This is a genomic window from Streptomyces sp. NPDC004134, from assembly GCF_042874195.1.
In the GTDB taxonomy this organism is placed as follows: domain Bacteria; phylum Actinomycetota; class Actinomycetes; order Streptomycetales; family Streptomycetaceae; genus Streptomyces.
Window position 1 is genome coordinate 50,265 of record NZ_JBIAMS010000031.1, and the last position, 16,047, is coordinate 66,311.

Sequence of the window (16,047 nt, forward strand, 5' to 3'; positions counted from 1 at the left end):
CGGACTGGACTCTCCGCCCGTGTCAGGGCGTTGCCTGGCCCCATGACCGACTACACGGGCTCAGGCCCCTACTGCTACGCCAGCTCCCTCGCCATGTCCGTCCCCGGCCCGGCCCTCTCCCCCGCTCTCGTGGAGACGCTCACCGGCTCCCCCTTCGGCGTCCAGCTCCTCGGCGGCACCGTCCCGCTCTTCGACCCGTACGGCTGGGACCCCGAGATCGGCCTCGACGACGCCGTCGCCCTGCTGGGCCTGCGCTGCGACCGCACCTCCGGCGGGTCCGCCGAGGACGCGATGGCGCGGCTGCGGACGGCCTGCGCACGCGGTCCCGTGCTGGTCGGCCCCGTCGACATGGGCCTGCTGCTGTACCACCCCGGCACCCCCTGGGGCCCCGCGACCGGCGGCAGCGACCACTACGTGGTCGCGCTGGCCGTCGACGACGACACGGTCCTCCTGCACGACCCGCACGGCCACCCGTACGCGACCCTCCCGGCCGGTGAGTTCCTGGCGTCCTGGCGGGCGGAGGCGGTGGAGTTCACGGCGGAGCCGTACGTGATGCGCGCCGGCTTCGAGCGGATCCGTACGGTCACGGCACAGGACGCGGTACGGGCCGCGCTCCCCGGCGCCGTCGCGTGGCTCGCGGGGCGCACGGACCTGCCGGTGCCGCCGGGGACGGTGGGCGGGGCGGAGGCGCTGGAGACGCTGGCGGCGCGGGCCGGGGCGGGGCTCGACGCGGGGGTGCGGGAGCTGCTGGAGGCGTTCGCGGTACGGGTCGGGGCGCGCCGGCTCGCCGACGCGTCGGCGTGCGTGCGGCGGGCGGGCCTCGACGGGGCGGCGGGCGTGCTTGAGGAGCAGGCACGGCTGGTGGGCGCGGTGCAGTATCCGCTGGTGCGGGGCGACGGACCGGCGCTGGCGAAGGTGCTGCGCCGGCTGGCGCCGACGTACGGGAAGCTGCGGGAGGTGCTGGAGGCGGGCTGACGAACCGCGGGGCGGCGGCACGCGCGGGTCAGGCCGGAGCCCGCGCCCCGCCGTGGTCCGGCCCGCGGTCGTCCGGCCCCTCGCCATCCGGCCCGCCTTCGTCCGCCCCGCCTTCGTCCGCCCCGCGGTCGTCCGGCCCGCGGTCGTCCGGCCCGCCGCCGTCCGCCCCCTCGCCGTCCGGCCCGCGGCCCGCCCCCTCGCCCGCCTCCGCGGCGGACCGCGTCCCCCGCGTCGCCAGCCACACCCCCGTCCCCAGCGCCGCCACCCCCACCGTCGCCGCCCCGGAACCCGCCAGCACCGCCCGCGCCCCGAACGCCGCGACCAGCGGCCCGCCGAGCGCCGCACCGACCGGCGTCGACGTGAGCAGCACCGCGCCCCGCGCCGCGAGCACCGTGGTCAGCCGGCCCCGCGGCGTGCGGTTCTGGAAGAGGGTGAACGACAGCGCCGGGTACGGGCCGTACACCGCGCCGCCCAGCGCGAAGCAGGCCAAGGCCGCGGCGGTCCCGGCCCCGAGCCCGTACGGCAGCAGCAGGGTCGCGCCCCAGCCGGCCACGATGCCGAGCGTCACCGGCCACAGCGGCAGCCGCCGCAGCGCGCCGACCGTCAGCCCGCCGGCCACCGCGCCGATGCCGAAGGCGGTCCAGAACAGGCCGAGGAGCCCGGCGTCGCCGTCGAGCGCACCGGTGACGTAGAGCGGGAGGGCGACCTCGACGGGGCCGTAGAGGGCGAAGAACAGCCAGGTGAGGACGAGAATCGCGAGCAGTTCGCGCTGTGTGGCGAGGAGCCGCAGCCCGCGCCCGGCGGCCCGGGCGGCCGCCGGGTCCCGGCGCTCCTCGCCGCCGGGACCGAGCCGCGCGGTCTGCACGGCGAGGACCGCGTACGTCAGCGCGTCCAGGCCGATGATCCACGCCGGGCTGACGGCCGTGGCGAGGAACCCGGCCGCCGCGGGTCCCGCGACGATGCTCGTGGACATGCTGGCGCCGAGCAGGGCGTTGGCGGCCAGCCGGTGCCGCTCCGGCAGCAGCTCGCCGACGAGCGTGAACTTCCCCGCGCTCCCCCAGGCGGTCAGCACCGACGAGCAGCCGAGCAGCAGGACGTACGTCACCGGGTCCAGGACGCCGAGGCCCCAGGCGAGCGGCACGCAGCCCAGCAGGGTGCCGCGCAGCGCGCAGTTGGCCATGAGCAGCCGGCGCGCGGGCAGCTTCCGCAGCCACCGCCCGAGCAGCAGCACGCCCGCCGCCCCCGGCAGCGCGTACGCGGCGAGCGCGGCCCCGACGAGCAGGCCCTCGCGGCCGTCCGGGGCGATCTGGATGGCCAGCCACGCCACCGCGACCATGCTCATGCCGCCGCCGAAGTCCGAGGCCACGAAGGCGGGCAGCAGCCGGCGCAGCCGGGGGTGCGCGAGTACGGGGCGGTAGGCGCGCGGCACGAGGGGGCGGGTCACGCCGCCAGCGTGGTGCTTGAACCGAGGTCGAGGTCAAGTGCCGACGACAGGGCTCCACTCGCGGACGCCGACGACCCGGACGCCGGGGGTGCGGTAGTAGGGGTCGCCGGCCATGAGCGCGTCGAGCCGGTCGCGGGTCGCGTCGAAGACGAGCAGGGCCCCGGAGTCGTCGGCCCAGGGCCCGGCGGCGAACAGGACCTCGTCGCGGTGCAGTCGGGCGAGGCGCTCGCGGTGGGCGGGCCGGGCGGCGAGGCGGTCGGGGGTGGGGCTGAAGGACAGTTCGAGTACGAGCATGGGGGCGACGGTACGGTCGGGGGCGTGAGGGGATCTGTATCACCCGATACACCGGCGCCGGACGCGGAACCCGGTCCGGGAGCCGCGCTCCGGGGCGTACCGCTGCTCCGCGGCCTCCCCCCGGACCGCCTCCGCGGCCTGTGGCGCGCCTCCGTCCCGCGGCGGTACGCCGCCGGGGGCGTCCTGCGCGCCGCCGGAGACCCCGCCGGGCATCTGCTCCTGCTTCTCGACGGCAGCGTCGCCGCCACCGTCGTGTCCGCGGGCGGCCGGGTGGTACGGGTCGGGGCGTGGGCGGGGCCGTGCGCGCTGGACAAGGTCGCGGTGATCGACGACCGCGGGCACACCGCGACGTACACCGCCCTCACGCCCTGCACCGTGCGCAGCCTGCCCCGCGCGGACTTCCTCGCCCTCGTCGACGGTGCCGCCGCCGTCCGCGCCCATGTCCTGCGCACCCTCGCCGGCCAGGCCCGCGACCAGCAGGCCCGCTTCACCGCGGCGGCGACCCTCCCCGCGTCCGCCCGGCTCGCGGCCTGGCTGCTCGCCGAAGCCGCCCGCCGCCGCTCCCGTCGCGTCCCCCTGCCCGGCGGCCAGCAGGCACTGGCCGACCTACTCGGGGTCACCCGCGTCACCCTCAACCGCGCGCTGTCCGGGCTCCGCCGCGACGGCGTGCTGACGTACGCGCACGGCGAAATCGAGATCACCGCCCCCGAGATCCTGGCGCTCCGCGCCACGCCCGGCACCGGCTGACATACCGCCGCGGAGCGCACCGGACCCGGCAGGACCCCGCCCTGCACCCCCGCCACGGAGCGGCCCCCCGGGCCCGTACGCGATCGGTCCCCGCCCGCCGGCGGCCGTCCCCGCCCCCGATCGGGTCGCGCGGTCGCGTCGCCTCCCCTATCGTGGCCTATCCTCGATAATCAGAACATAAGGAACAAACCTACCGAAGGACGCCACCACCATGCGACTCCCGCTCCGCGGCGGCCACCGCCGCGATGTCGGAGGCGCCGAGGACCCCGCCGCACCCGGCGCCTCCCCGATCCCGCGCGTCCTGTTCCCCCTGCTGATCATCGCCGTCACCATCGTCATCGACCTCTCGACGCCCCGCACCACGCAGGTAGCCCCGCTGCTGGTCGCCGCCCCCGTGGTGGCCGCGGCGACCCTCTCCGTCCGGACCACCGCCGCGATCTCGTCCCTCGTCGTGGCCCTGACGGTGGCGATGAACGTGTACCACGGCGTCTGGGGCCACCTCAGCTCCGACATGACCTTCGCGTCCGCCTGCGCGGTGGGCATCGCCAGCATCGTCGGCGCCGCCATCAGGACGAAGCGCGAGGCCGAGCTGCGGCAGGTCAGGTCGGTGGCCGGAGCCGCGCAGCGGGCGCTGCTGCGCCCGCTGCCGCCGCGGATCGACCGGCTCGCCCTGCACAGCGTCTATCTCGCCGCCGAGGCGGAGGCCCAGATCGGCGGGGATCTGTACGAGGCGCTGCCGACCCCGTACGGCGCCCGGATCTTCATCGGCGACGTACGCGGCAAGGGGCTGCCGGCCGTCGGCGTCTCCGCCGTGCTGACCGGGTGTTTCCGCGAGGCCGCGTACCGGGAGCCGACGATCGGCGAGGTCGCCGGGCGGCTGGAGGAGACCGCGCTGCGGGAGATCACCCGGGACGATCCGTCGGAGGTGTACAGCGAACGCTTCACCACCGCCCTGCTGGTGGAGATCCCGCCGGACGAGCCCGTCGCCCGCATCGTGCACCTGGGCCACCCCGAGCCGCTGCTCATCGACGGCGGCACCGTCACCAGCCACATGCCCGACCGGCCGGGCGTCCCGATCGGGCTCGGCAGCCTGGTCGGCACGCTGCCGGTGCCGCAGACCATCGCCTTCCGCCCCGGCGCCCGGCTGCTGCTGTACACGGACGGGTTCATCGAGGCCCGCGACGAGGACGGCGTCTACTTCCCCCTCGCCGCCAGCGCCGCCCGCCACGCCGACGGCACGCTGGTCGACCTCGTCGCCGCCCTGCGCGCGGACCTGCTGCGGCACGCCGGCCGGCAGTTGGCCGACGACGCGGCGCTGCTGGTCATCGAACGTCTCCCGAACACCCCGCCACCGCTCTGACCGGGCGGGTCGCCGGGCCGTCCGAAAGCGATCGGTCCGCGCCCATGCGCCATTGCCCGGGGCGCGGACTTGCTTGCATATTGAATGCACCGCAGACCGACGGTCCACCTCCCACATGCCCGCGGAGACCTCGATGTCCGGCGACGAGTCCGTCATGCCCGCGCTCGCCGCGGCCTTCGACGACCGGGACGCCGGGAAGGCCATCGCCGCGCTCGGCGAGCTGCTCGGTACACCGGACACCGGCCGGCCCCCGGCGCTCTGGCACCCGCTGGGCTTCTTCCGCCTCGAACTGGCCGGGGACGAGTCCCGCCGGCGGTACGCACTGCACTGCTGGCCCCGCGCCGAACGGCATCCGGCGGCACCGGCGCTGACCGTGCACCGGCACGCGTACGCGCTCGAAAGCCTGGTAGTCGACGGGGAGTTACGCAACAGGCGGTTCGGCACCGCACCGGGAGGGCTGCGCGGACCGCTGTACCGGGCGGAGGGAGGGGGACGGCTGGCCGTGCTCAAACGCACGGAGGAGGTCGCGGAGTTGGAGGTCGTGGAGGAGGGGCTGATGGGACCCGGCCGCTTCTCCGCGGTGTCCGCGGCGGACTTCCACGAGAGCCGGGTGGCGGGCGGGGAGTTCTGCGTCACGCTGACGAGGACGTCACCGAAGGTACGCCCCGTCGCCCACGCCCTGGGCGCGTTCACGTCCCCACCGGTGCTCCTGTACCGCCGCACGCCGGTGGCCCAGACCCTGCTGACCCACCTGACGGACCACATCAGAAGACAATGACGGCGAGGGGGGTGCGGGGGGCGGAGCCCCCGCCACGCGCGGCGAAGCCGTGCAGAAACGACGAAGGCGACGCAGCCCGCGCTTTCCGCGGGCACACGTCACCGGCCACCACGTGAAAGGGGGGGCGGGGGGCGGAGCCCCCCGCCTCGCGCGGCGAAGCCGTCAGAAACGACGAAGGCGACGCGGCCCGCGCTTTCCGCGCAGGCACACCTCACCGGCCACCACCTGAAAGGGGGGTGCGGGGGCGAAGCCCCCGCCACGCGCGGCGAAGCCGTGCAGAAACGACGAAGGCGACGCGGCCCGCGCTTTCCGCGGGCACACGTCGCCTATCGCATTCGTGGAGATGGCGGGAATCGAACCCGCGTCCAACGGTGCAGGGACAGGACTTCTCCGAGCGCAGTCCGCTACGTTTTTCTCGGCCCCGGAGATCACGCGGACAAGTCTCCGACGGGCTCAGTCACTGTGGTTTGTCCTGCTACACCCCGTGACCGGGTCTAGCAGTGGAGTCCCCTAGCTGATGCCAGGATCCGGGTCGGGAACAGCCCCGGGCTGACACTTCGCAAGTCGCTACTTAGGCAGCGAGGGCGAAGGAATCGCGCTTGGTGTTGGCGATTATTTGTTTCGGCCTGTGGTTAACGAGATCATGGCCGCTTCCTCGGCTCGCTTCTCCTGCTCCGACAGCCGCTGTCGAAACCGATCATCCCCATGTGGTGTTTTCAAGGTGCGCAGCCCGCCAGGAGCCGCTGCGGACAGCCTACTGGAAGAACGCCGCGGCGTGCCACCGTATTCCACCCCGCGCGGCCCCGTCCGCGCAGGTCAGCCGCGGAACTTGCGGCGGGCCGCGGAGATCGCCTTCTGCGCCTCGCGGTTGTCCTGCTTCTCCCGCAGCGTCTGCCGCTTGTCGTACTCCCGCTTGCCGCGCGCCAGCGCGATCTCGACCTTGGCCCGGCCGTCCTTGAAGTACAGCGCCAGCGGCACGATCGTCAGCCCGGTCTCCTGCGTCTTGCCGATCAGCTTGTCGATCTCGGCCCGGTGCAGCAGCAGCTTGCGCTTGCGGCGCGCGGTGTGGTTCGTCCACGTACCCTGCGAGTACTCCGGGATGTGCACGTTGTGCAGCCAGATCTCGCCGCCGTCGAGGTGCGCGAAGCCGTCGGCGAGCGAGGCCCGCCCCTGGCGGAGCGACTTGACCTCGGTCCCGGTCAGCACGAGCCCCGCCTCGTACGTGTCGAGGATGAGGTAGTCGTGCCGCGCCTTCTTGTTCTGCGCGATCAGCTTGCGACCCGTGTCTTTACCCATAGCCGGGCCATTGTCGCCTAGACGCCGCTCCCGAGGCCACTCAAAACCGTCCGGGCCTCCTCCTCGGCGCTCCGGCCGCCGGTGAAGGACAGGTCCAGGTCCGGGGTGACGCCGACGCCCTCCAGGCTGCGCCCGGCCGGGGTGCGGTACTCGCCGACCGTCAGCTCGGCGACCGAGCCGTCCGGCAGCGCCCTGGGCATCTGCACCGAGCCCTTGCCGAAGGTGCGGCCGCCGACGACGACGGCGCGGCCGCGGTCCTGGAGCGCCCCGGCCAGCAGCTCGGCGCTGCTCATCGTGCCGCCGTCGACGAGGACGACCATCGGCGTCCGGGTGTTCCCGCCGGGCTCCGCGTACAGCACCTGCTGGTGGCCCTCCAGGTCGTACGTCGCCACCACCCCGTCGTCGAGGAAGCCCGACGCCGCCTCGACGGCCTCCACGACCAGGCCGCCGGAGTTGCCCCGCAGGTCGAGGATGAGGCCGTCGCTGCCGCGGGCCCGCTCCGCCGCCCTGCGCACCTCGGCGCCGGTGCCGCGGGTGAAGCTCTCCACCCGGATCACGGGGGTCGCGGCGCCCTCGCCCGCGGGCTTGTCCTGCCGTACGGTCACGGGCTCGGTCGTCAGCTCCACCCGGCGCACGGGCCGCACCCAGCGCCGTTCGCCGCGCTGCAGCGCAAGCACCACCGTGCTTCCGCGCGCCCCCTCACCCAGCTCGTCGCCGCGCAGCAGGGCGACGACCTCGGTGACCGGGCGGCCCGCGACCGGGGTGCCGTCGACGGCGCGCAGCGTGTCGCCGGCGCGGATGCCGGCCTCGGCGGCCGGGCTGTCCTCGCCGACCTGGGCGATCTCCATCCGGCCGGCCTCGTCGGTCTTGATCCACAGCCCGACGCCGACGTACTTGCCGGCCAGCATCTGCTGTACCGACTCGTACTCGCGCGCGCTGTACGCCGTCGACCAGCGGTCTCCACTGCGGCTGACCAGCTCGCCGGCCGAGTCGGCGGTGCCGCCCTCGCCGGCCCGCGGCTCGTAGACCTGCTCGTCCGCGACGTGTCCCGTCAGCACCTTGGGCGGGCGCTCGGCCTCGCCGGGCCAGGACCCGGTGGCGGCGCCGGTGGCCAGCACGCTGACGAAGACCAACGTCAGAGAGGCCCCGCGGCGGAATGCGCTGCGGGGCCTGTCGCCATCAGTCGGGCCCGACATGCCGCTGAGTGTAGGACAGCGGCGGGTGCGGCAGGGGGAGTTGACCCCGTCACGGCACGCACGTGGCCTACGCCACACCCGCCCTGATTGTCAGACCTTGAGGTACTTGCGCAGTGCGAAGAACGCCGCGATACCCGGCATGAGCAGCCCGATCGCCACGACGAGCGGCAGCACCCGGATCACTTCGTCCCAGCCGATGAAGTTGATCAACAGGATCTTGTCGGCGAGCCAGTTGTCGATCAGGAAGTGCTTGCCGCCGACCAGCAGCACGGCCGCGAAGCTCGCGCCGATCAGCCCGGCGACGGCGGCCTCGACGATGAACGGCAACTGGATGTAGACGCTGGACGCGCCCACCAGCCGCATGATCCCGGTCTCCCGCCGCCGGCTGAACGCCGACACCCGTACCGTGTTGACGATCAGCATGATCGCCACGACGAGCATCAGCGCCATCACGCCGATGGCGGCGTACGTCATGCCGTTGAGCAGGTTGAACAGGCTCTCCAGCACATTGCGCTGGTCCTGCACCTCCTGCACGCCGGGTCTGTCCGCGAAGGCGCTGGTGATGACCTCGTACCGCTCGGGGTCCGTCAGCTTGACGCGGAAGGACTCCTGCATCTGGTCCGGCGTGAGGGAGGAGGCCAGCGGGGAGTCGCCGAACTGCTCCTTGTAGTGCTTGTACGCCTCTTCGCTGGACTCGTAGTGCACGCTCTCGACGACGTCGAGGGCCTTGAGGTCGTCCTGGATCTCCTTCTTCTGCTCCGCCGTGACCGCGCCCCTCTCGCAGTTGGGCGAGGTCTCGGCGTCCACTTCGTTGCAGAAGAAGATGGAGACGTTGACCTTGTCGTACCAGTAGCCCTTCATGGTGTCGACCTGCTTGCCCATGAGCCAGGAGGCTCCGAACAGGGCCAGTGACAGGGCCACGGAGACGATCACCGCGAAGGTCATCGTCAGATTGCGGCGGAGACCGACACCGATCTCCGAGAAGACGAACTGGGCGCGCATGCCCGTCCTTTCAGCTCCGGGGGCAGCAGCTCAGTGCTGGTATCCGTAGACACCGCGCGACTGGTCGCGGACCAGCCGCCCCAACTCGAGTTCGATGACGCGCCGGCGCATCTGGTCGACGATCTGCTGATCATGCGTGGCCATGATCACTGTGGTACCGGTCCTGTTGATGCGGTCGAGCAGCTTCATGATGCCGACCGAGGTCTGCGGGTCGAGGTTGCCCGTCGGCTCGTCCGCGATGAGGAGCATCGGCCGGTTGACGAACGCCCGCGCGACCGCGACGCGCTGCTGCTCACCGCCGGACAGCTCACCGGGCATCCGGTCGCCCTTGCCGGACAGCCCCACGAGGTCGAGCACCTCGGGGACGGTCTTGCGGATCTGCCCGCGGGGCTTGCCGATCACTTCGAGGGCGAACGCGACGTTCTCCGCGACGGTCTTGTTCGGCAGCAGCCGGAAGTCCTGGAAGACCGTACCCAACTGGCGCCGCATCTGCGGCACCTTCCAGTTGGACAGCCGGGCGAGATCCTTGCCGAGCACGTACACCTGGCCGTGGGTGGTCCGCTCCTCGCGCAGGATGAGCCGCAGGAACGTGGACTTGCCGGAGCCGGAGGACCCCACGAGGAACACGAACTCGCCGCGCTCGATCTCCAGCGAGACGTCCTGGAGCGCGGGGCGGTTCTGCTTGGGGTACATCTTGGTGACGTTGTCGAATCGGATCACGCTGGGCTCCCTGTCGCGGTCGCAGGTGACCTTACGCGAATGCGGCGGGGGCGCGCAGTCGCCGTGGGCGGTTGGTGCGTTTCGTCACGGACAAACCGGCCCGGGCGCGTGCGGGGAATCCGTTGACACGCGCCGATTCGGTCCGGACCTGGCACAGTGGTAGAGGGAGAAACGGAAGCGGCGGTGCACGGAGAGCGAAGCGGGAGGAGGAAGCACATGACACGCGACTGGCTGGTCTGCGCGAGCTGTGCGGGGCCCGTGAGCGAGGGCCGCTGTCCCGTCTGCCGGGCGAGCAGGGAGCGCATGCGCCAGGAGAACGGCTGGCGCGGCGTGACGCCGACGACGGTGTGGATACTGCTGGCCCTGCTGGCGGCCGTGGCGGCGGTGCTGTTCCTGCAGCAGCGGACGGCGTAGCGCGGCGGAGCCCGCCGGGGGGGCGCGGGGCGTACGGCACCCGGGAAATCCCTGTGTGAGCTACGTCACCCCATCTGATCCACGGTGCGTAACGAAGCACCGAAAATCGCCACACAGCGCTACGAAATACGCCGAAAGGCCCGGAGCGAATCGCTCCGGGCCCTTCGTGTCGCCTGTGCGGCGGGGCTGCGGGTCAGGCAGCCGACTCGTTGCGGGTCATCAGCCGCGGCAGCAGCCGGAAGCCGACGCCGCCGGCGATGATGCTGGCCGCACCCACGAGCAGGTACGTCGTGCCGCTGGAACCGGTGTCGGCGAGCTGCTCCTGCGGCTCGCTGTCGCCGGCCGGCGAGGGCTCACTGCCGCCGGAGGTCGACTCGGCCTCGCAGATCACGCTGTCGCCGTCCAGCTCGCAGTCGGTGTCGCCGCCGCCGGTGCCGCCGGTGGTCTGCTGGCCGCCGGTGGTCTGCTGGCCGCCGTCGTCGCCGGAGCCGCCGTCGTCACCGGAACCGCCGTCGTCAGCACCGCCGTCGGTGGTGCCACCGTCATCGGTGGTCCCGCCGTCGTCGGTCGTGCCACCGTCGTCCGTGGTCCCGCCGTCGTCCGTGGTGCCACCGTCATCGGTGGTCCCGCCGTCGTCGGTGGTGCCACCGTCGTCGGTCGTGCCACCGTCGTCCGTGGTCCCGCCGTCGTCCGTGGTCCCGCCGTCGTCGGTCGTGCCACCGTCATCGGTGGTCCCGCCGTCGTCGGTCGTGCCACCGTCATCGGTCGTGCCACCGTCGTCGACGCCACCCGGGCCGGCGACGTCGCCGCCGGTGTCGGTGGCGCCGATGCCGGCCACGCCCGCGATCGCGCTGACCTCAAGTCCGTTGCCCTGGCGGCCGTTGTCGCCACCGTCGTCGCCGGTGGCCTGCGCGGCACCGGCGGCGGCGAGCGAGGCTCCGCCGGCGATCAGCGCGCTGGCGGCGACTCGCGCCACCCGTACACGCACCTTGTTCGTCATTGCTCGCTACCCCCAGTAGCCGTACTCGTCAGTGGGCTGGCGTCGGTACGGGGCCTGTTCGCGGCGGGCTTACCCCCCTGAGTCACACGAACCCCACACACCTGCAGAAAGCTCGGCGGCAAGCCTCTCGGGTATTCGGTGGAGCGTCAAGCGAGTTGAGACGGGGTTGTACCTTTTTCCGGTCAATGTCCGGGGCAAGTGGTGCACGACTGTGACACTCGCACCGGGACCCGCAACGCCCGCGGTCAGCCGTGGAATTGCAGGGAAGGGAGCGGTCCGCGGACGCGCTCCGGCGACCGGCGGATATCAGCCTTCGGCGGCCGCCTGCTCCTGCTGCTTGCGCCAGCGGATGCCCGCCTCCAGGAAGCCGTCGATCTCGCCGTCGAGCACCGCCTGCGGGTTGCCCACCTCGTGCGTCGTGCGCAGGTCCTTGACCATCTGGTAGGGCTGCAGCACGTACGACCGCATCTGGTTGCCCCACGAGCCGGCGCTGTCGCCCTTGAGCGCGTTCAGCTTCGCCTGCTCCTCCTCCTTGCGCTTGGCGAGCAGGCGGGCCTGCAGCACGCGCATGGCGGCGGCGCGGTTCTGGATCTGCGACTTCTCGTTCTGGCAGGAGACGACGATGCCGGTCGGCAGGTGCGTGATGCGGATCGCCGAGTCCGTGGTGTTGACGGACTGGCCGCCGGGACCCGAGGAGCGGAAGACATCGATCCGGATCTCGTTCTCCGGGATCTCGATGTGGTCGGTCTGCTCCACGACGGGCAGCACCTCGACACCGGCGAACGACGTCTGGCGGCGGCCCTGGTTGTCGTACGGGGAGATGCGCACCATGCGGTGCGTCCCCTGCTCGACGGAGAGCGTGCCGTACGCGTACGGGGCCTTGACGGCGAAGGTCGTCGACTTGATGCCGGCCTCCTCCGCGTACGAGGTGTCCAGCACCTCCGTCGGGTAGCCCTTGTGCTCGGCCCAGCGCAGATACATGCGCTGCAACTGCTCGGCGAAGTCGGCGGCGTCCACGCCGCCCGCCTCGGCGCGGATGTTGACCATCGCCTCGCGCTGGTCGTACTCGCCGGACAGCAGCGTGCGCACCTCCAGCTCCTCGACCGCGCGCCGGACGGAGGTCAGCTCGCCCTCGGCCTCGCGCTGCGTGTCGGCGTCGCCCTCGCTCTCGGCGAGCTCGAAGAGGACCTCGAGGTCGTCGATCCGCCCGCGCAGCTCTTCGATCTTGCGCAACTGGCCCTGGAGGAGGGAGAGCCGGCTGGTCACCCGCTGCGCGTTCTCCGGGTCGTCCCAGAGGGCGGGGGCCGCTGCCTCCTCTTCGAGCGCGGCGATGTCGGCCCTCAGCCTGTCGAGGTCGAGCACGGCCTCGATGGAGTCCATGGTGGAGCCGAGGGCCTTGAGCGATTCGGATACATCAGGTGCTGCCACCCCACCAGAGTACCGCTGCGCGCTCCGACCGCAGGTGGCGCGTATCCGCGGAAGGACGCGGAGTCAGGGTTCCGAGGTGGTGGAGCGGTCGCCGCCGCCGCTCCCGCCCCCGCCGCCGTCGTCGCCGCCGCCCGACGCGACCAGCCAGCCGCCGACGCCCGCGAGGGCGATGACGGCCGCGGCGACGGTGAGCTTCAGCCGCTTCGCGCGCGTCGTGGTCGCGCGGGCGGCGCGGGCCGAGCCAGGCCGCGGCTGGCCGGCCAGCCGCGGTACCCGCGCGGTGCCGCGGGCGCCGCCGGCCAGCTCGTCGGCGCTGGGCATGCGCATGCTCGTGTGGGTGTCCCGGTTGGAGTCCGGGGCCGCGGACCGCACCAGCGGCACCGAGCCACGCAGCGGCCGGCCGCCGGCGCCGGTCACGCCGGGCTCGCCCGCGGCGGCGAGGGCGCCGGCCGGGGCCGCCTCGCGGTCCCCGCCGAGGCGCATCGTGTGCGGCGACCGGCCGCCCGCCTCGTCCGCACCGTCGGCCGACTCCTCCACGTCCAGCGGCGGCAGCCCGTCCAGGTCCGGCAGGATCTCGCGCAGCCGGGCGGCCAGCTCCACCGCCCGCAGCCGCGACGCCGGCGCCTTCGCGAGGCACTGCAGCAGCAGCTCCCACAGCTCGTCGGGGATGCCGGGCAGCGGCGCGACGGTCTCCGTCACATGCCGGCGCAGCACGGCGCCGGGGTGGCCGCCGCCGAAGGGGGTGAAGCCCGCCAGCAGTTCGTACAGCACGGTGGCCAGCGCGTAGATGTCGACGGCCGCGCGCGCGGGCAGGCCCTCGACGATCTCCGGGGCGACGTAGTCGGGGGTGCCGATGACGCGGCGCTGGGTCGGCAGCCGGGTGCCCGCCGCCGTACCGCCGCGCCCGCGGGGCGCCGGCGGGGGGTGCGGGGCGCGGCTGGGGGCGTCGATGAGCTTGGCGACGCCGAAGTCGGTGAGCAGCGCGGGCGGCGCGCCGCCCGCGCCCGGGGGGGCGTCGGAGTCCAGCAGGACGTTCTCGGGCTTGACGTCCCGGTGTACGAGGCTCACGGCGTGCGCGGCGGACAGGGCCTCGGCGATGTCGGCGGCGATGGCGACGGCGGCCTGCGGCAGCAGCCGGCGGTCGCGCTCCAGCCGGGTGCGCAGGTCCGTACCGCGGACGAGGTCCATGACGAGCGCCAGGTCGCGGCCGTCGACGACGAGGTCGCGGACGCCGACGACGCGCGAGTGGTCCAGGCTCATCAGTGCGGCGCGCTCCCCCAGGAAGCGCTCGACCAGCTCCCGGTCCTCGGCCAGGTCCTCGCGGAGCAGCTTGATGGCGACCGGCCCGTCGGGGCCCTCGCCGAGCCACACCGTGCCCGCGCTGCCGCGTCCGATCACCTGATGGGCGGCGTATCGGCTGCCGATTCTGCGTGCCATGACAACAAAGCTACGCGGAGCCGCGGACGTTGGGTGCCGGACCGGCGCGGAAACCCCCCGTGGGTGTCGACTTGTCGGCATGCTCACAGGCCAGGGGGCGGTTCGGGGCCCGGGCGGCCCCTTCGGTCACCGGAATGTCTGTTGCCCGCCCTTGGGTTACCGGCCCTTCGGTTACTGGCCCGCGCCGTCCTTCAGGCCGTCGAGGCCGTCCTGTACGTCGTTGACACCCGAGTCGATGTCGTCCTTCGTCTTCTGGGCGTCGTCGGCGGCGTCGTTGAACTCCGAGATCCAGTTCTTGAGGTCGGTGGCCCAGTCGGTCATCTGGTCCCAGAAGCCCTTGCCGTCCGCGATCCAGTCCTGGACGGGGGTCAGCTCCCAGATCAGCCACGAGCCGACGACCAGGATGAGGACCGTGAACAGGCAGCCCTTCAGGCAGCCGAGCCCCGGGATGCGCATCGGGTTCGCGCTGCGCCGCCGCTCGCGCGGCGGCTGCGGCGGGGGCGCGGGGGGCTGCTGGCGGGGCTCGTAGCGCTGGGGCGGCGGCTCGCGGCGCTGCGGCGGGGCGGCGTACGCCTCGGGCGGCGGCTGCCGGCGCTGGACGCGCCGCGGCGGGCGGCGGCGCAGGGGGTCCTCGCCGGGATCGAGGTAGCCGATCTGCTGGGTCTGCTCGCCACGGTCGCGGGCGGCGCGCATCTGGCTCTCCCAGGGGTGCGGGCCCTCCGGCTGCGGCGGCCCCTCGGTGACGGGCATCACACGGGTGCCGTCCTCGGCCCCGGGGGCGCCGGGACCCTGCTGGGCGTGCGCGGCGGCGGCACCGGCCGCGGCTCCCGCGGCGCCGGCGGGCAGGACGCTGGTGGCGGCGTTCGGGTCGTACGCGCCCTGCTGCCCGGGGGCGCTGCCGCTGCCGCCGGGGAGGATCTGCGTGGGGTCGGACGCGCCGACGCCGGTGCCCGGGACCTGCGCGGGGTGCGGGTCGGCGGCGAGGAGCGCGGCGACGCCGAGGGCGGCGGTCGCCTGCTCCGGGGTGGCCCCGGCGCCGATGCCGGCGGCCACGGTGCGCAGCCCGCGGGCCAGGTTCTCGGCGCTGGGGCGTTCGCCGGGGTTCTTGCGCAGGCAGGACTGGACGACGGTCCACATCGGGTCCGGCAGGCCGGGCGGGCGCTGCGCCTCCTGGTTGAGGTGCTGGTGGAGCACCTCGAGGGCGGAGCTGCCGCCGAAGGGCGGCCGGCCGGTCAGCAGCTCGTACAGCAGGATGCCGGCGCCGTAGACGTCCACGGCGGAGGTCTGCGGACGGCCCTCGGCGGATTCGGGTGCCACGTACGCGGGCGTGCCGACGAACTCGTGGGCGCGGGTCAGGCCCGGGGAGTCCGCGAGCCTGGCGATGCCGAAGTCGGTGAGCATCGGCTGCATCCGGGCGGCCCCGTCGGGCCCGGTGCCGCCGGCGAGCAGCACGTTGGCGGGCTTGAGGTCGCGGTGGACGATGCCGTCGGCGTGGCTGGCGCCCAGCGCGTCCGCGATCTGGGCGGTGAGCAGGGCGGCGGCCACGGGCGTGAAGGGGCCGTTGTCGCGCAGGTAGCGGTGCAGGTCGGGACCGTCGACGAGGTCCATGACCAGGGCCAGCAGATCGCCCTCGACGACGAGGTCGCGGGTGCGGACGATGTTCGGGTGGGTGAGGCGGAGGAGCGCGGAGCGCTCACGCAGGAACCGCATCACCACGTCGGGGTCGCCTGCCAGCTCCTCCTTGAGGACCTTGATGGCGACTACCTCGCCCGGGCTGCCCGCCACGGCGGCTTCCGCCCCCGCCGTCTCGCGCTGGCGGCCGCGCCACACGGTGCCCGTGGCGCCGCGCCCGAGCGGCTCTTCGAGGAGGTACTTGCTGCCTACCGGCCGCACGTCATGCGCTCCCTGGTCGTGATCGTTCCTGCCGGCCCCCGGACCGGTCGGTCCGTGCGCCAT

15 protein-coding genes and 1 other RNA gene are annotated in these 16,047 nt (G+C 73.6%); 5 read left to right on the forward strand and 11 right to left on the reverse strand.

The window, feature by feature from the left end; translation table 11 throughout:
* The first annotated feature begins 42 nt into the window (after window positions 1–42).
* On the forward strand, window positions 43–975 hold the full coding sequence (locus ACFYVJ_RS30250; protein ID WP_388898181.1) for a hypothetical protein: 933 nt from the start codon (window positions 43–45) through the stop codon (window positions 973–975).
* Between the two features lie 28 nt (window positions 976–1,003).
* Here ACFYVJ_RS30250 and ACFYVJ_RS30255 read toward each other — a convergent pair whose 3' ends face one another.
* Both ACFYVJ_RS30255 and ACFYVJ_RS30260 read right to left on the reverse strand, forming a co-directional pair.
* The gene (locus ACFYVJ_RS30255; RefSeq protein WP_388898184.1) at window positions 1,004–2,419 is read right to left on the reverse strand and encodes an MFS transporter; all 1,416 of its coding nucleotides are present in this window, start codon (window positions 2,417–2,419) and stop codon (window positions 1,004–1,006) included.
* Window positions 2,420–2,452: 33 nt separating this feature from the next.
* On the reverse strand, window positions 2,453–2,713 hold the full coding sequence (locus ACFYVJ_RS30260) for a YciI family protein (protein WP_388898187.1): 261 nt from the start codon (window positions 2,711–2,713) through the stop codon (window positions 2,453–2,455).
* Window positions 2,714–2,737: 24 nt separating this feature from the next.
* Here ACFYVJ_RS30260 and ACFYVJ_RS30265 point away from each other — a divergent pair, with 24 nt between their 5' ends.
* The 3 genes from ACFYVJ_RS30265 to ACFYVJ_RS30275 all read left to right on the forward strand — a co-directional run bounded on the left by ACFYVJ_RS30265 (window position 2,738) and on the right by ACFYVJ_RS30275 (window position 5,598).
* Entirely contained in the window at window positions 2,738–3,460 is a 723-nt protein-coding gene (locus tag ACFYVJ_RS30265) for a Crp/Fnr family transcriptional regulator (RefSeq protein ID WP_388898189.1), read from the forward strand.
* A 211-nt stretch (window positions 3,461–3,671) separates the two neighbouring features.
* Entirely contained in the window at window positions 3,672–4,820 is a 1,149-nt protein-coding gene (locus tag ACFYVJ_RS30270) for a PP2C family protein-serine/threonine phosphatase (RefSeq protein WP_388898192.1), read from the forward strand.
* 115 nt (window positions 4,821–4,935) lie between these two features.
* Complete coding sequence (locus ACFYVJ_RS30275; protein WP_388898194.1) at window positions 4,936–5,598, forward strand: hypothetical protein; 663 nt, start codon at window positions 4,936–4,938, stop codon at window positions 5,596–5,598.
* A gap of 335 nt (window positions 5,599–5,933) precedes the next feature.
* Here the strand turns inward: ACFYVJ_RS30275 and ssrA are convergent.
* From ssrA to ftsE, 5 genes are all read right to left on the reverse strand, one after another.
* Window positions 5,934–6,303, reverse strand: a transfer-messenger RNA (tmRNA) gene (gene ssrA, locus ACFYVJ_RS30280).
* Window positions 6,304–6,414: 111 nt separating this feature from the next.
* Entirely contained in the window at window positions 6,415–6,894 is a 480-nt protein-coding gene (gene smpB, locus ACFYVJ_RS30285; protein WP_388898197.1) for an SsrA-binding protein SmpB, read from the reverse strand.
* Between the two features lie 17 nt (window positions 6,895–6,911).
* Entirely contained in the window at window positions 6,912–8,027 is a 1,116-nt protein-coding gene (locus ACFYVJ_RS30290) for a S41 family peptidase (RefSeq protein ID WP_388898288.1), read from the reverse strand.
* A 153-nt stretch (window positions 8,028–8,180) separates the two neighbouring features.
* Window positions 8,181–9,092 carry a permease-like cell division protein FtsX gene (gene ftsX, locus ACFYVJ_RS30295; protein ID WP_047016034.1) on the reverse strand — a complete coding sequence of 304 codons (912 nt, stop codon included), beginning with the start codon at window positions 9,090–9,092 and terminating at the stop codon, window positions 8,181–8,183.
* Window positions 9,093–9,122: 30 nt separating this feature from the next.
* The gene (ftsE, locus tag ACFYVJ_RS30300) at window positions 9,123–9,812 is read right to left on the reverse strand and encodes a cell division ATP-binding protein FtsE (RefSeq protein WP_047016035.1); all 690 of its coding nucleotides are present in this window, start codon (window positions 9,810–9,812) and stop codon (window positions 9,123–9,125) included.
* 216 nt (window positions 9,813–10,028) lie between these two features.
* Between ftsE and ACFYVJ_RS30305 the strand changes: the two genes are divergently transcribed.
* Entirely contained in the window at window positions 10,029–10,226 is a 198-nt protein-coding gene (locus ACFYVJ_RS30305) for a hypothetical protein (protein ID WP_101424267.1), read from the forward strand.
* Window positions 10,227–10,419: 193 nt separating this feature from the next.
* On the opposite strand, the gene ACFYVJ_RS30310 is transcribed toward ACFYVJ_RS30305, so the two are convergent.
* The 4 genes from ACFYVJ_RS30310 to ACFYVJ_RS30325 form a co-directional block, all read right to left on the reverse strand.
* A complete protein-coding gene (locus ACFYVJ_RS30310; RefSeq protein ID WP_388898202.1) occupies window positions 10,420–11,226 on the reverse strand; it encodes a hypothetical protein in 807 nt (268 codons plus the stop codon).
* Window positions 11,227–11,532: 306 nt separating this feature from the next.
* The gene (gene prfB / locus ACFYVJ_RS30315; RefSeq protein ID WP_388898205.1) at window positions 11,533–12,654 is read right to left on the reverse strand and encodes a peptide chain release factor 2; all 1,122 of its coding nucleotides are present in this window, start codon (window positions 12,652–12,654) and stop codon (window positions 11,533–11,535) included.
* A gap of 63 nt (window positions 12,655–12,717) precedes the next feature.
* Window positions 12,718–14,091, reverse strand: coding sequence for a serine/threonine-protein kinase (locus tag ACFYVJ_RS30320; RefSeq protein WP_388898208.1), 1,374 nt, complete (start codon window positions 14,089–14,091; stop codon window positions 12,718–12,720).
* Between the two features lie 171 nt (window positions 14,092–14,262).
* On the reverse strand, window positions 14,263–15,984 hold the full coding sequence (locus tag ACFYVJ_RS30325; protein WP_388898211.1) for a serine/threonine-protein kinase: 1,722 nt from the start codon (window positions 15,982–15,984) through the stop codon (window positions 14,263–14,265).
* Window positions 15,985–16,047 lie beyond the last annotated feature (63 nt).

Bases quoted from the DNA above. Each gene is read 5' to 3' on its own strand.
- ACFYVJ_RS30250 (WP_388898181.1), top strand. From the start codon at position 43: ATGACCGACTACACGGGCTCAGGCCCCTACTGCTACGCCAGCTCCCTC.
- ACFYVJ_RS30260 (WP_388898187.1), bottom strand. From the start codon at position 2,713: ATGCTCGTACTCGAACTGTCCTTCAGCCCCACCCCCGACCGCCTCGCC.
- ACFYVJ_RS30270 (WP_388898192.1), top strand. From the start codon at position 3,672: ATGCGACTCCCGCTCCGCGGCGGCCACCGCCGCGATGTCGGAGGCGCC.
- ACFYVJ_RS30275 (WP_388898194.1), top strand. From the start codon at position 4,936: ATGCCCGCGGAGACCTCGATGTCCGGCGACGAGTCCGTCATGCCCGCG.
- smpB (WP_388898197.1), bottom strand. From the start codon at position 6,894: ATGGGTAAAGACACGGGTCGCAAGCTGATCGCGCAGAACAAGAAGGCG.
- ftsX (WP_047016034.1), bottom strand. From the start codon at position 9,092: ATGCGCGCCCAGTTCGTCTTCTCGGAGATCGGTGTCGGTCTCCGCCGC.
- ACFYVJ_RS30305 (WP_101424267.1), top strand. From the start codon at position 10,029: ATGACACGCGACTGGCTGGTCTGCGCGAGCTGTGCGGGGCCCGTGAGC.
- ACFYVJ_RS30310 (WP_388898202.1), bottom strand. From the start codon at position 11,226: ATGACGAACAAGGTGCGTGTACGGGTGGCGCGAGTCGCCGCCAGCGCG.
- ACFYVJ_RS30320 (WP_388898208.1), bottom strand. From the start codon at position 14,091: ATGGCACGCAGAATCGGCAGCCGATACGCCGCCCATCAGGTGATCGGA.